General features: G+C 40.5%; 14 protein-coding genes. 11 read left to right on the forward strand and 3 right to left on the reverse strand.

Annotation, left to right across the window (positions count from 1 at the left end; translation table 11 throughout):
- Positions 1-39: 39 nt before the first annotated feature.
- The 3 genes from JEP40_RS17700 to JEP40_RS17710 are packed head-to-tail and all read right to left on the reverse strand — an operon-like array spanning position 40 to position 4,454.
- The gene (locus JEP40_RS17700) at positions 40-1,515 is read right to left on the reverse strand and encodes a DUF2264 domain-containing protein (RefSeq protein WP_198624627.1); all 1,476 of its coding nucleotides are present in this window, start codon (positions 1,513-1,515) and stop codon (positions 40-42) included.
- Between the two features lie 54 nt (positions 1,516-1,569).
- Positions 1,570-3,180: a sulfatase gene (locus tag JEP40_RS17705; RefSeq protein ID WP_198624628.1), complete on the reverse strand. Its 1,611-nt coding sequence runs from the start codon at positions 3,178-3,180 to the stop codon at positions 1,570-1,572.
- Between the two features lie 38 nt (positions 3,181-3,218).
- Entirely contained in the window at positions 3,219-4,454 is a 1,236-nt protein-coding gene (locus JEP40_RS17710) for an anaerobic sulfatase maturase (RefSeq protein WP_198624629.1), read from the reverse strand.
- A 535-nt stretch (positions 4,455-4,989) separates the two neighbouring features.
- Here JEP40_RS17710 and agaR point away from each other — a divergent pair.
- The 11 genes from agaR (at position 4,990) to JEP40_RS17765 (ending at position 15,008) form a co-directional block, all read left to right on the forward strand.
- Positions 4,990-5,769, forward strand: coding sequence for a transcriptional repressor AgaR (agaR, locus tag JEP40_RS17715; RefSeq protein ID WP_198624630.1), 780 nt, complete (start codon positions 4,990-4,992; stop codon positions 5,767-5,769).
- Between the two features lie 53 nt (positions 5,770-5,822).
- Positions 5,823-7,103 carry a tagatose-bisphosphate aldolase subunit KbaZ gene (gene kbaZ / locus JEP40_RS17720; RefSeq protein WP_198624631.1) on the forward strand — a complete coding sequence of 427 codons (1,281 nt, stop codon included), beginning with the start codon at positions 5,823-5,825 and terminating at the stop codon, positions 7,101-7,103.
- A gap of 12 nt (positions 7,104-7,115) precedes the next feature.
- A complete protein-coding gene (locus JEP40_RS17725) occupies positions 7,116-8,306 on the forward strand; it encodes an SIS domain-containing protein (protein WP_198624632.1) in 1,191 nt (396 codons plus the stop codon).
- Positions 8,307-8,330: 24 nt separating this feature from the next.
- Complete coding sequence (agaV, locus tag JEP40_RS17730) at positions 8,331-8,825, forward strand: PTS N-acetylgalactosamine transporter subunit IIB (protein WP_198624633.1); 495 nt, start codon at positions 8,331-8,333, stop codon at positions 8,823-8,825.
- A gap of 48 nt (positions 8,826-8,873) precedes the next feature.
- Positions 8,874-9,641 (forward strand): PTS N-acetylgalactosamine transporter subunit IIC, encoded by a 768-nt coding sequence (gene agaW / locus JEP40_RS17735; RefSeq protein ID WP_198624634.1) that lies wholly within the window; start codon positions 8,874-8,876, stop codon positions 9,639-9,641.
- Positions 9,631-10,521 carry a PTS system mannose/fructose/sorbose family transporter subunit IID gene (locus JEP40_RS17740; protein WP_198624635.1) on the forward strand — a complete coding sequence of 297 codons (891 nt, stop codon included), beginning with the start codon at positions 9,631-9,633 and terminating at the stop codon, positions 10,519-10,521. The genes agaW and JEP40_RS17740 overlap by 11 nt, the downstream gene beginning before the upstream one ends.
- A 99-nt stretch (positions 10,522-10,620) precedes the next feature.
- Positions 10,621-11,055 carry a PTS galactosamine/N-acetylgalactosamine transporter subunit IIA gene (gene agaF / locus JEP40_RS17745; protein ID WP_198624636.1) on the forward strand — a complete coding sequence of 145 codons (435 nt, stop codon included), beginning with the start codon at positions 10,621-10,623 and terminating at the stop codon, positions 11,053-11,055.
- On the forward strand, positions 11,052-12,221 hold the full coding sequence (gene nagA, locus JEP40_RS17750; protein WP_198624637.1) for an N-acetylglucosamine-6-phosphate deacetylase: 1,170 nt from the start codon (positions 11,052-11,054) through the stop codon (positions 12,219-12,221). Before agaF ends, nagA begins: the two co-directional genes overlap by 4 nt.
- Before the next feature lie 42 nt (positions 12,222-12,263).
- Positions 12,264-13,094 carry a 5-dehydro-4-deoxy-D-glucuronate isomerase gene (kduI, locus tag JEP40_RS17755; protein ID WP_198624638.1) on the forward strand — a complete coding sequence of 277 codons (831 nt, stop codon included), beginning with the start codon at positions 12,264-12,266 and terminating at the stop codon, positions 13,092-13,094.
- 79 nt (positions 13,095-13,173) lie between these two features.
- Entirely contained in the window at positions 13,174-13,929 is a 756-nt protein-coding gene (kduD, locus tag JEP40_RS17760; protein WP_198624639.1) for a 2-dehydro-3-deoxy-D-gluconate 5-dehydrogenase KduD, read from the forward strand.
- A 17-nt stretch (positions 13,930-13,946) separates the two neighbouring features.
- A complete protein-coding gene (locus JEP40_RS17765; protein ID WP_198624640.1) occupies positions 13,947-15,008 on the forward strand; it encodes a glycoside hydrolase family 88/105 protein in 1,062 nt (353 codons plus the stop codon).
- Positions 15,009-15,201 lie beyond the last annotated feature (193 nt).

Raw genomic sequence — 15,201 nt, forward strand, 5'->3', positions numbered from 1 at the left:
ATTTTTATTACCTTCGCACTGAAAGCAAATGAAAGGCGATCAAAAAAAATGTGCCATTTTCGAGCTATAACTGGTGATCCCTTTGCGTAATAAATTATTTTTAGGTCGTCTTGACTGTCCTATCACGGTTTCAACGACTTTTTGTGTTAAGGTCTGTTTTTCTAAACGGCGAGTTAATGGGGTTTGCTGAGTTGTATAATCTTCGCAAAAAATGACGGTTACCTCTTGCGTTGCTTTCACTCCAGTCACTAAAGCTTTAATCGCGGGAATTTCGAAACGAAAGTTATCTTTTTCTATAGGTAAAGGAAGTGAAGGTGTTTGCCATAAATTGATACGATCGGCACAATAAAGCGCGATAATGACGGCTCGTAATGACCAAAAACTACTAGCAGGACCACTGTAATTATCAACTAAACGGGGATCGTGAGTAAATAAACCTTGAGTTGGGGCGCCATTTTTTAATGCGCCTTGGGAAATGAAATAACGTAAGCTACTTTCAAAGGCGCGTTTTGCCTCGCCTACTTTGACTGAAGGGCAATGTAAATCGACACCCGCTAATAATGGCGCAGAAACCGCAAGGCGATAACAGGCACTACGACCAAAAAAAGGAATACCTTTTGGGGTCATAAAATAAAGGTAATGTTGATTAAAAGTATTAAGTGATTGAGTAATAAATGTCGCATCGAATTGAGGGTCAATTTGTGCTAACCAATACAGTGAATAGTAAAAGCCCCACGCATTGTAATAATCATAATTCCCTTTTGCGCCATCACGAAACCATCCATCACCAACATAAAACTCTTTTAATCGTTCATAACGCCAATGTGCAATCGAGTCTTTTCCTGTGAGTGCTTTAATGACAAATTGGACGGTAAGAGGGAAGAAATGCCAATTATTATCAACAATTTCACAGTGATTAACTTGTTCAAACCAAGCAATAATTTGTTGTTGTGTTACTGGTGTTAATGTATCCCAAACCCATTCACGGCTTATCCAAAGTGTGAGCGCTAAATCTGCCGCTTCACAAATTCTCTGATCGTAATTTTCAAGTTTTCCCCAATATCCTTTATGAAGCGGATCAGTACCATGAATAAAACTTTGTTTGATCATTAAGGGTAAATTAAATGCTTGCTGATTTAATCCCATTAAGGTGCTTTTTTTACTACTGATAATCCATGCAGCCAATAAAGGAAGAACCCGACTCACTCCTTCAAGGGCATCTGTTCTGGCTGTTTGTTGTCCAGGACTTCCGGGATAATAAGCATGAGAGTAACCCCAGACTTGGTAATGATGAAAAGCCTGTGTGACATACTGTGTCAGCATTTCACATAAAGAGAAAAGCGACTGATTTTCATCATTAAAAAAGTCAGTGATCGTTTTATCATAGCGACGATAAGCTGATTTTCTGACTAATCGTCGAATAATATTTTCCTTAAATAAGCGTTGGTAGATTTCTACGTTTGGGTGCTCATAAGGGATTTTGGGGCGTACTGAAGATGCAATTTTAATAGCCATTTTCGTATCTCAGAAAAAAGACGCATCCTTGCGAAACAAAACGGAAGTTGAATATTAAGGTTTTGCAGAATCCACTAATATTTGATAGTGATCTTGCCCCCAAAGAACGGGCTTTGGTTTATCTTTGATCCACTGGTAATACGCATTTTTTAGCTCTGTTACTTTTTGTGGGTTTTGTTTGGCAAGATCGATTGATTCAGCTGGATCATTTTTATCGTTAAAAAGTTGAGGCTGATTTTTTCCGTCATCATAAAAATAGAGTGCCCATTCACCGTCACGTACAGCCCAAGCACCTTTAGAGAGTTTTTCTAAATTAGGATTCGTAGGCGGTGTTTTACGTTGATAGGTTATCCATTGGTGATATCCATGCCAAAATTCTTGGTTTTCTTCACTGTAATGTTTAGTGCCTGGGCCTGCCCAATAAAGATAGTTATGAGGAGATTTTGTTGTTTCACCTTTGAGTAAAGGCATGATGTTTTTCCCTTCAACATTTAGATTGTCAGGAATAGTAATACCTGCTGTTTGTAGTGCAGTCGGTAAAATATCAAGTGCGGAGATCATCTCATCACTCTTTGTACCAGCTGGAATTGTACCGGGTTGATAGGCAATAAAAGGTACTCTAACCCCACCATTAAACATTTGTCCTTTAAAGCCTCTATCCATTGCATTCATTGGCATTGGTGATTCATTAACTGCGCCATTGTCGGATAAGAAAAAAATGAGTGTATTTTCTAATTCACCATTCGCTTTTAATTTTTCAATTATTTGACCAATACCTTCATCGGCTGCATTTAAGGCTGCAAAGTATTTATCTGCTTCAACATTACCAGTATCAAATTTCTCCATATATTTAGCGGGTGAAGCTTGTTCCAACGGAATATGAGGAACGCTATAGGAGAGATTAATAAAGAATGGTTTATCTTTATGTTCATCAATAAATTTTAAGGTCTCATCTGTTAAAAGATGCGTGGTATAGCCCGGAGCTGGAACATTGACACCATTACGCCAAAATGCAGGCGAATTCCATAAAGCCACACCCGATGCGTAATAGCTAAAGTCATAATCAAAACCACGTTCATGAGGTGCGTAACCCACTTCTGGTGTTGAGATCATGTTGTCGTGATAATCGCGAGTTTGTTTACTTTCATTAATTTTCGGTTTGCGGATCACTTTTGCATTGTGCCATTTTCCAATGCTGGCTGTGGCATAGCCATTTTCTTGGAAAAGTGAAGGCAATAGTTTGATATCTTTGGGAATACCTAAAATGGCATCATCATTACTATAAGTACCAAAGCTTGCAGGAGAACGCCCCGTAAAAATACCTGCTCGAGAAGGGCCGCAAACAGGATGAGCAACAAATGCATTGGTCATTTTGGCACCATTTGTAGCCATTTCACTGACATTTGGCATTGCAATGCGTGCAGCTTTAACCATCTTATTGATATCGCCTTCATAACGTGGCGGTGTTGGTCTTTGTGCTAATTCATCGACATTTAAAGTATCCAGTACAAAATCAAGCTGCCCTGTTCCTAAATCATCCATCACTATCAGTAAAATATTCGGCTTTTCAGGTGTACCACCTGCATTGGTAGTGATTGGGATGCTTAAACATGATGTAGCAATCAGCCCAGCGAGTAAGCTTTTTTTAACAGAAGGTAAGATCACGGATTGTCTCCAGAATAAGCAAGATAAAATAAAAAGAGTTACTTTAAGTAGTTTTTTTTCATCGCAGGAAGTGCATCACTAGCAAGACCTCCACGCGAAATAGCTTGTTGCATTAATTGCATACCTATCGCGGTATGGTGAAATATTTTTTTATAAGAGCGACATAGGTAGTTATGGCGATGTTTTTCGCCTTCAATAGCAATAATGCGATGTTTAGGGCAACCGCCATAACATAAGCTTTGCACCTCACACTGTTTGCAAAGGCTAGTTTGTTTATCATATTTATTTTGGCCAAAGCGCTGTTGCTGTTTTGATGTGACTAAATGAGCAAGGCTATTTTGATGAATATTACCCAAATTATTGGCGGGATAGACATAGTGATCGCAAGAGTAAACATCACCATTGGCTTCAATGATCAATGCCTGACCGCAGGTTTTAGATTGAATACAGGTTGATGCTGGATATCCCATCCATGTGCCTAATAAACTGTCAAATAAGCGGATATATATTTTCCCGATATCATCTTGCCGTACCCATTCATCAAATACTTCAGCCATAAATTGCCCGTAGCCTTCGGCGGGAACAGAAAACGGTGCTAATTGTGCATTGGGACCCGGGGCATAGTGTCCCCCGTGAGTATGAGGAAAACGCCTATCGACTTCGACAATGGGAATAAATTGAAAGAAAGTGGAACCTAACGCTTTTAAGGCTTGATAAGTTTCTTTTCCTTTATTCCAGTTTTGATCATTAACGACAGTGAGTGTATTAAATTCGACGCCATATTCGTTGAGTAACTTAATTGCACGCTTCACTCGTTCAAAAGTAGGGCTTCCATTGACCGAAATACGATATTTATCGTGAACAGCTTCAATACCATCAATTGATACACCTAATAAAAAGTGGTTATCAGCAAAGAATTGTGCCCATTGGCGATTAATGGCAATTGCATTGGTTTGTACACTATTTGTAATTGTCTTGCCGTTAGCAAATTGCTTTTGGTATTTGACGACTTGCTCAAAGAAGGCTAATCCTGCAAGCGTTGGCTCACCACCTTGCCAAGAAAAATCAACCTGATCTCCACCGTGTGACTGAATATAGTCTTTAATATAACGACGAAGTACACCATCTGGCATTACGGTATGGCCTGTCTCTTTTGTTTCATCTTGAAAAATATTTTCTTTTTCCAGATAAAAGCAGTATTCACACTTAATATTACAGTGGTAGCTTGTAGGTTTTGCCATCATATGAAAATAAGCAGGTTGATTTAATGCCATTAGTCATTTCCTGAGTTTCTTTTTTATCCTGTTACATTACGTAAAATTTATCAAAACAAAAGAGATTAAAATCACAAATACGAAACATCGAAAGTAAATGAAAGATTTTATCGAAAGGTAAATACCGTTATTTTCGATAAAAGTACTTTCAATTCGATACTATTTCATATTCTATTGACTATTTGAGCTATTTTTTTTGATTTGCTTTTCGAAAATAAATGAATTCTATGAAGTTTTAATCTGATTTTTGTGAAATAGGACGAAATTAAATCTATGTTATTGTGTTTTATCTAGCTATATATGGTGTAATCATAAGTATAGTGTTGCGTTATATCATTTTATTTATTGGAAACTGATGGCCTGAAGGCTATCATTGAAATGACACGAAAATAATCGTAAGCAATCGATGATGAATCGAAACTTTGTGAAAGAGATCAAAAGTTTTGTTTTTTTGCATTGTCGGTTAAAATTGGCGTAGTAAACTACATTCGAAACCAATCGAAAGAGTGTCTTTTGGTTTCGTAAGGAGACGAAAGTGAAAGCGGCAGTTGAGAGGCGTATGGAAATCCTCGATATGGTAAACCAACAAGGTAAAGCCAGAGTCGAAGATCTCGCTGAATTATTTAAAGTCTCAAGTGTCACTATCCGCAGCGATCTAAGTTTTCTTGAGAAAAATGGTTATATCGTTCGCTCTCATGGTGCAGCAATTCCTAATACAGGATTTATTGCCGAATTGAGTATCCACGAAAAACGTGGACAAAACGCGGGCATAAAAACATTAATCGGGAAAGCAGCCGCAACGCTGATAAAGGATGGGGACACCGTCATTCTTGACTCGGGGACAACTACTCGCGAAATCGCGACACATTTAAAGTCGCGCGAAAATGTAGTGGTCATGACTAACGGTCTGGATGTCGCAATGGAGTTAGCAAATACCTCAGGTGTGGAAGTATTAATGACCGGTGGTGTATTGCGAAAAAGTGCGTTGTCTTTTTCAGGCTCACAAGCTGAAAGTAGTCTTAGAAATTACCGTTTTGATAAGGTTTTTCTAGGTGTTGACGGATTCGATTTACGTGTTGGTATTACCACACACAATGAACAGGAAGCTAGTCTTAACCGTTTAATGTGTGATATCTCAGAAACGATTATTGCGGTTGCAGATTCTACGAAATTCAGTAAACGCAGCTGTCATATGATCAGAGAATTTGGTGATATTGATATATTAGTGACCGACTCAGGTATCCCTGAAGAATATATTCAGGAACTGAAAGATCACAAAATCGAAGTGATTATCGTCGACGATAAGGCATCGTAATTTGCTAACTCCATTAGCAACACCGCCGGTGTTGATTATGGAGTTAGTATTTAATGCATCCTTTAGAAAAGATTGTTCAGCAACACAAATCAGGCAAACAGAATGGTATTTATTCTGTTTGTTCTGCCCATCCTTTAGTAATAGAAGCAGCTCTATTACAAGCGCTGGATAATGATTCCTTTCTGCTAATTGAAGCCACCTCTAATCAGGTTGATCAGTTTGGTGGTTATACGGGAATGACTCCCGCTGACTTCTACCAATATGTTATTGAACAAGCTGAAAATGTTGGTTTTCCTATCGAAAAGCTTATTCTTGGTGGCGACCATTTAGGGCCTAATCGTTGGCAACATCTTAACGCTGAAGAAGCGATGACGAATGCAGATGTGTTGATTGCACATTATGTTGCCGCTGGTTTCAAAAAAATCCACCTTGATTGCAGTATGTCTTGTGCTGACGATCCTATTCCTTTAACTGATGAAATTGTAGCATCTCGTGCAGCACGCCTTGCTGTGATTGCAGAAAATACAGCAAAAGAGATTTTTGGCTCTAGTGATATTGTTTATGTTGTTGGTACAGAAGTACCTGTTCCGGGTGGTGCTGCTGAAGAACTTGATACTGTTGAAATTACTTCACCTGATGCTGCGCGTAAAACTTTAGAATGCCATCGCCAAGCTTTTCAACATGCTGGTGTGGGGGATTGTTGGGAACGTGTTATTGGTTTGGTAGTTCAACCAGGGGTCGAATTTGATCATACGGGTATCATTGACTACCAATCAGAAGAAGCACAAGCATTAAGCCAAGTCGTAAACGATTATTCTCATCTTGTTTTTGAAGCACACTCAACGGACTATCAAACCAAAGAAGCTTATAAACAATTAGTGCACGATCACTTCGCTATTTTAAAAGTTGGGCCTGCACTAACGTTTGCTATGCGTGAAGGTTTATACGCACTTTGTGCCATTGAAGAGACTTTATTTCCGCAAGAACAGTGCTCTAAATTGCGTGAGAAAATGGAACAACTGATGTGCCGTGAGCCTGGATTTTGGCAAAAATATTATCACGGTGATGAGCGTCAACAATCCTTTGCCCGAGTGTATAGTTTTAGTGACCGTATTCGCTATTACTGGCCTGATGCTGAAATTAATGCCGCTATCGACACGCTAATGGATAACTTATCCGTTAAACCAATTCCACTGCCATTACTGAGTCAATATCTGCCTTATCAATTTACCCAATTTAGAGAAGGCATGATTGACGGATCCCCTAGATCTTTTGTTATTGCGAAAATTCGTGATGTGTTATCGGTGTATGCCGATGCGTGCTATGTCCATTAATTGAGGGAAACCATGGAATATTTAAGCTATCAGACCGCTAAATTAGAGCAACTGAATGCATTTTGGACTGCAAAAGAAATTGAGCAACAACCCGAATGCTGGAAGAAAACATGGCAATCAGTAAAAGAGAAACGTGCTGATATTGAAGTCTTTTTAGATAAAGCGCTCGCTGTACCTCATGCGCGAATTATTTTAACAGGCGCAGGTACGTCGGCATTTGCTGGAAAAGCATTAGCTCCTATTTTAAGTGGTCATACAAAACGTCGAGTAGATGCGATTGCAACAACCGATTTAGTGGCTGATCCACAAGAATATTTAGCAGAAGACATCCCAACGTTATTAATCTCTTTTGCACGCTCAGGGAATAGCCCTGAAAGTGTGGCGGCGTTAGATATTGCGACTGAATGTCTATCTCAATGTTATCACTTAGTGCTGACATGTAATGCAAATGGCAAGCTTTATCAGTATTGCCAAAATAACAGTAGTGCATTCGCATTGTTGATGCCTGAAGAATCCAATGACCGTTCTTTAGCAATGACCTCTAGTTTTTCATCCATGATGATGGCTGCGGTGACTATTTTTTTAGGGGATAACGTCTTTAGTGATTCTATCGCACCTTTTTTTAGCCACTATAAAGCGCAGTTTAATAAAGCAAATCAAATTATTCGAGATAAATACGCAGGTAAGTTTAAACGGGTTATTTATCTAGGAAGCGGTGGATTGCAAGGTTTAGCACAAGAAGCTGCGTTGAAAATGTTAGAGCTTACAGCGGGTAAAGTGGTTGCGAGCTTTGATACTCCATTAGGTTTTCGACATGGGCCTAAGTCTATCGTAAATAAAGAAACTTTAGTGGTGATGTTTTTCTCTAATGATCCTTACACACGTCAATATGAGACTGACTTATTACGAGAGGTTATTCACGATAATGCATCAGGCAAGGTGATCGCGATCACCGCACTAAATGATAAAGCTTTTTCGCCTGAGAGTTTTGTTTATATTCCTGCGTTAGAGAACTGTTCTGATGTGGCGCTATTGTTCCCTTACTTGATGTTGGCGCAATCATTCGCATTTCACAGTTCCATTGCACTAGGGAATACGCCTGATAACCCGTCTCCAACAGGAGAAATCAATCGCGTTGTACAAGGCGTCACTATTTATCCGTTCTCATACAAAAAAGACGACACACAGTCTGCTTTAAATTAATAAAATATAATAAGAGAGCTAATCATGAACACACCGAATATTGTCTGGACCCGCATTGATGAACGTTTACTCCATGGTCAAATCCGCATTACCTGGGGAAAACATACAGAAGCAAACCTGATTTTAGTGGCTAATGATGACGCAGCAGAAGGCCCTAACGCCGCATTCATGCAAGCTGGAATGAAAGCATCAGCAGGCGGTGAATATGCTGTTCGCTTCTTCTCTATTCAAAAAACCATTGATGTTATTAGCAAAGCATCACCTCGTCAGAAAATTTTTGTGTTGTGTAATAACCCGAGAGATGTTGCCCGTTTAGTGGAAGGTGGCGTGCCCATTACCCATTGTAATGTTGGCAATATGCATTTTCATGAAGGGAAACGCCAAATTGCAAAAACAGTATCTGTTGATGAAACCGATATTGATGCGTTTAAACGCCTTGTTGCAAATGGAGTAACTTGCACAATTCAAAACACCCCCGATCAGACACCTGTTGATGTGTTAACACTCGCATCAGCTTGATAAATTTCTGAGCAAAAAAACCTGCATTAGCAGGTTTGAGGATTATTTATGATTTTTGAAGCTTCTTTAGTGGCTTTATGGGCCTTCTTTTGCGGTATAGATAAGTATGACGTTGCATTAAATATCCATCGCCCATTAATTACAGGGCCTGTTGTCGGCCTGATTATGGGTGATATGCAGGTTGGATTGATTGCGGGTGCAACATTAGAACTTGCTTGGTTAGGGCTTGTTCCTAACGCCGGGGCTCAGCCACCAGATGTAACATTAGGCACCATTGCTGCTGTTGCTTTTGCGGTAATGACAAATCAATCACCTGAAGTTGCTATGGGTATTGGTATGCCAATTGCCGTGTTAATGCAAATGTTGGTGATCGGCTTCTTTGCAATGACTGCTTTTACTATGGGAAAAGCTGATAGATATGCAGAAAGAGCCGATGCCGCTGGTGTGTCACGGCTATTGATTATCACGATTATAGTACGTTCATTACTCTATGCCTTGGTTGCCTTTGTAACGGTCTATTTCGGAGAGCATGCGGCTCAGTGGATTGATGATAATACCCCGAAAGTGTTGCTTGAAGGTCTAGGTATTGGCGCGAAGATGGTTCCGGCCATTGGTTTCGCAATGTTGTTAAAAATCATGTGGTCAAAAGAAGTTGCAGGTGTGTTCTTCATTGGTTTTGTTATGACAACCTATTTAAAACTCCCAATTATGGCTGTCGCTATTTTAGGCGCATCAGCCGCTGCACTCTACTTCTTCTTTAGTGGTAACAACAAAAATACAAGTCAGCAGAATGAGGATTTCGAAGATGGTATCTGATAACAGCACCGTATTGAAAACGCAGGATAAACCAGAAACGGGTTCTTTGATTGATGGCATTGATGAGTATCAAGATACCACGGTCAGAAAAGTTATCACTAAAGGTGATCTTTGGAAGTGTGCGTTCCGAGGGTTATTTATGGAAGGTAACTTTAACTTTGAACGTATGCAAGGTGGCGGATTTGCCTTCTCAATTATTCCTGCATTAAAGAAAATTCATGGGAATAATAAACGCGATTATGCAACATCATTAAAAAACCATCTGCAATTTTTTAATGCTAGCCCTAAGCTGTTTACCTTTTTGCTAGGTACAGCCGTTGCTATGGAAGAAAACAAAGAAAAACCATCAACAGTTAACGTGATGAAAGTTGCCGGAATGGGGCCAACAGGGGGTATTGGTGACGCTATTGACCATATGACCTTAATGCCACTGACATTAGCATTGGGCGCATCCATTGCAATGGAAGGTTCTATTGCTGGGCCTTTTGTTTTCTTCTTTTTATATCAAATCGTGCACTTTCTAGTGTATTTCGGGCTGATGTTTATGGGGTATCGCGCGGGAACCGCTGCGATGGTCAATATGAGCGATGCCACTGAAAAACTGGCTAAAGCCGCCAATATTATGGGGATCTTTGTCATCGGGGCGCTCTCCGCGACCTTTATCAAGGTGCAAACCACTGCCTCGTTAGAGCTAGGAGGAAAGGTGGTCGAATTGCAAAGTGCGCTCTTTGACAAAATCATGCCGAATTTACTGCCTTTGTGCTTAGTTTTTCTGATGTACAAAATGGTAAAAAGCACCGGTTTTTGGGGTAAGCCTCCGGTATTGATTTTCTCAACTCTTGCATTTGGCGTTGTCGGCCACGTATTAGGATTCTTATAACAGAAAGCCTTTACCACCGTCGTTATTGTCAATCGAAATACATTATTAACTTGCTATAAACGGGCAGGAGAGTCTTCTGCTGCCCGCAAGGAGTCACTCATGATAGGTCTTATTGTTTCAGGACATCTTAATTTTGCTTCTGGTATGGCATCAGCCGTAAAAGCGATTGCCGGCGAGCAAGAAGATATCGCATTTATCGATTTTGTTGAGTCAATTTCTCCTGATGAACTTGAAGAAAAAATGCGTGAAGCGATTAACTCAATGTCATGTCAGCAATATCTGTTCTTAACAGATTTACCCGGTGGAACCCCTTGTAATCGAGCAATGGCCATTATGATGCAAAATCCTGCTGTTGAAGTATTAGCGGGGGTGAATCTACCAATGATTGTTAATGCGGCTTTTGAACGAGAAGGGTGTTCAACGTCAGAGTTAGTACAAACGTTACGCGAAATAGGTCAAGAGAGCATTCAAGATATTCGTGAGCAATTGGCACAAATAAACAGCAATGATGCTGATGAAGAAGACGGCTTATGAGTCAGCGATATGCCATTTTGGCAGATAGAACGTTTACACCTGAAGGAATTCGTTATCTCTGTTATGTCTGTGTTAAGGGCGATGTCATTGAATCGATAACCCCGCAAGCACCAACAGATTGCCCTATTGTTCGCTTAAAAGGGAAATCATTATTACCCGGTTTTGTGGATATCCATATCCATGGTCGTGAAGGTGCGGATGTTATGGATGCAACTGAACAAGGGTTGCAAATCATTGCTGATGCTTTAGTGAAAACAGGCGTTGTTGCGTGGGTGGGTACGACGGTTACTGCGCCTATGGATGATATTCGCCTCGCATTATCACAGGTACGTGAGTTCTTATCAAAGCCACAAACATCCGGGGCGTTATTGCTTGGGAGCTTTTTAGAAGGGCCTTATTTTACCGAGCGCCATCGAGGCTCTCATCCGGTGAAATATCTAAAAGCACCGACAATATCAGAGTTAGAAACATTGCTTGAAAGTGCAGGTGACACATTATTGCGTGTCGCTGTTGCGCCAGAAGCACAAGGCTCAATGGAGGCGATTGATTGGTTGGTCAATCGAGGTATTAAGCCAAGTGTGGCGCATACAGCGGCAACTTACGAGCAAACTTCAGATGCGTTTTTGCATGGTGCTGATTGTGGTGTGCATTTGTATAACGGGATGACGGGACTTCATCACCGTGAGCCGGGATGTTGTGGTGCGGTGTTATATCACAATGTATTGGCGGAGTTGATTGCTGATGGCATTCATGTTCATCCAGTGATGATGCAATTAGCGTATCGCATGAAAGGCTACCAACAACTTGCATTAATTACAGATTGTATGCGTGCAGGTGGGTTGCCTGATGGTGATTATACGCTGGGTGCGCAAACAGTGAGTGTTACTCAAGGTCAGGCAAAAACAGCAGATGGCTCTTTGGCTGGGAGTACCTGTAGCTTAGATAGTGCATTGCGAAATATGGTGCAACTTGCGCATGTACCCGAATGGGAAGCTGTACAAATGGCGACTGCAATCCCAGCGGAGTATCTCGGTATCGGCGACAAATTGGGTTATATCAAAGCAGGGCGACATGCCAGCTTTGCTGTGGTGGATGAATGTTTTCATCTCACCGATACATTCATCAGAGGAAATCGTATTTACTCTGTATCCGGGGAAAATGTATAGCTCTTTAGTTATGCACCCATCAGTAAAAATGAGGTATTTATAATGGAAATTCGTCAGCCAATTCATAGTGAACATGCTAAAAGGCTTGATACAGAAGGGCTTCGTAAGGAGTTCCTGATAGAGAACCTATTCTGTGAAGGGGAAATGAATCTCACTTATAGCCATATAGATCGTATTATTGTTGGCGGTATTGTTCCTACAACACAGCCTTTAGCGTTAATGGCGGGTAAGGCATTAGGCGTTGATTTCTTTTTAGAAAGACGTGAGTTAGGTGCCATTAATATTGGTGGCGCTGGAAAAGTGGTCGTTGATGGTGAAGTGTTTGATATTGGTCCTCGTGAAGCCATTTATATTGGAATGGGTGCGAAAAGTGTTGAATTTATGAGTGACAATGTGGAAACACCAGCACGTTTTTATATGAACTGTGCACCCGCTCATCATACTTATCCAACGCGCAAAATAACGCAACAGCAAGCGTCACCAGAAAAAATTGGTAATGCAGAAAACTGTAACGTTCGTACTATTTATAAATTCTTACACCCTTCAGTTCTGCCAACGTGTCAATTATCTATGGGAATGACGGTTCTTGAACCGGGTAGCTTATGGAATACCATGCCTTGCCATACTCATGAGCGTCGTATGGAAGTGTATCTCTATTTTGATATGAAAGATGACAACGTGGTATTCCATTATATGGGAGAACCAACAGAAACTCGTCATTTGATTGTTCGCAATGAACAAGCAGTCATAAGTCCGAGTTGGTCAATTCACTCAGGTGTGGGCTCGGCATCTTATACCTTTATTTGGGGAATGGTCGGTGAAAATCAGGTCTTCCACGATATGGATCATGTGGCAATGAAAGATCTGAAATAACCACGAATAGTCACATTTTCTTCTTACCCTACTTATAAAAAAGGTGTGGCAATAAAGCCACACCTGAGAGGTTACTGCTATGAATTTATTTGATTTAAATGGCAAGATTGCCATTGTTACAGGTTGTAATACTGGTTTAGGTCAAGGTATGGCTATTGGTTTAGCCAAAGCAGGTGCAGATATTGTGGGGGTGGGGATTCAAGATGCACCTGAAACTCGTCAGCAAGTTGAAGCATTGGGTCGTCGTTTTCATTACATTACACAAAATTTAATGAAACAAGATGGGTTACAAGCGCTGGTGGATGAAGCTGTTTCTGTCATGGGGCGTATTGATATTTTGGTGAATAATGCAGGAATTATTCGTCGAGAAGATCTTTTAGAATTTAGTGAAAAAGATTGGGACGATGTGATTGATATTAATCAGAAAACTTTATTCTTTTTATCTCAAAAAGTGGCTCGGCAATTTGTGAAACAAGGTGAAGGTGGAAAGATAATTAATATTGCTTCTATGCTCTCTTATCAAGGCGGTATTCGAGTTCCTTCCTATACAGCAAGTAAATCTGCAGTCATGGGATTAACTCGTGCACTGGCTACTGAATTATCTCAATACAATATTAATGTCAATGCAATTGCTCCGGGTTATATGGCAACGGATAATACTGCCGCTCTACGTGCTGATGATGCACGTAATGCGGCTATTTTAGAACGAATACCGTTAGGGCGTTGGGGAGTTCCCGAAGATGTTGCAGGTCCTGCTATTTTCTTAGCGTCTAAAGCCAGTGATTATGTTAATGGATACACCATTGCGGTCGATGGTGGTTGGCTGGCTCGTTAACTTTATGGAGAAATAGGATGGAACACGCTAATACAGAGGCTTTGCAAAGAGAGTTTGTATTACAAAATATGAAACGAGTTTATCGTTATCAATCGGCTAATCAAGTTCGCAGTGTTCGTCGCCGTAGCGGTAAAACCCGTTTTATTAAAGATACAGATTGGGAGCGCGGTGTTTTATGGAGTTGTGTAAGTGCAGCATGGCAAGCAACGCAAGATGAAGAGTATCTTAATGGTGTGCTGAATTACACTTTACATACTGGGTTTAGAACAGGCCCCAACGCGCGTTTTGCAGATGATCATGTTTGTGCACAAGCTTATCTGGCTATTAGCCCGCTTTTTGAGCAGGCTGAGGTAATTGAACCAATAATAAAAGCATTCGATATTATGCTCAATGAGCCGAAACTGGGTCGCGAAGACTGGTGGTGGTGTGATGCACTCTTTATGGCGCCGCCAGGCTTTGCTGCATTAGCTGAAATTACTAATGAGCGACGCTATTTAGATTATATGCACACAGCTTATTGGGATGCTATTGACCATTTACGTGATCCTGAAACTGGGCTTATTTTCCGTGATCATCGCTATATTCCTGATGGTCAAAGTAATGAATTACGTGAAGCTAACGGTGCAAAAGTATTTTGGAGCCGTGGCATCGGTTGGGTTTTAGCATCGATACCTCGTATTCTTCAATATATGCCTGATGATTATCATGGTCGTGAGCGTTATATTGCACTGTTTAAAGAATTAGCGACATCCATCCTGGATTATCAACATGAAGATGGTTTTTGGCGAACAAGCTTGTTAGATCCTGATAATTTTCCTGCACCAGAAAGTTCAGCAACAGCGCTATTTTGTTATGGACTTGCATGGGGAATTAATCAGGGAGTATTAGAGAAAGAAATCTATTTTCCTGCTTTAAATAAGGCATGGTCAGCATTGCAAACCTGTATTCATGACAATGGCATGATAGGTTGGGTTCAACTTCCAGCATTTAACCCTCGTGAAGTGAAGTTTGAACATAATATGGATTATGGTGCTGGTGCTTATTTATTAGCTGGAAGTGAAGTTTTAAACCTTTTGTAAAATTGCTAGATCTTTGATATTGACACTTTGTTATTTTTTTGCTTTTTACATGCCTTCCGTGCAATATTTTCTTACCTAGGATCCGACCCAAAATAGGGTCGGTTTTTTTATATTTAATCATAACCACCCGTAAAACGGGTGGTTTGCTCTTGCCCTATAAGGGCTTGTTACCGACTGCGCCTAAATGACGCTA

It is taken from the genome of Proteus vulgaris, from assembly GCF_016239305.1.
GTDB lineage: Bacteria > Pseudomonadota > Gammaproteobacteria > Enterobacterales > Enterobacteriaceae > Proteus > Proteus vulgaris_C.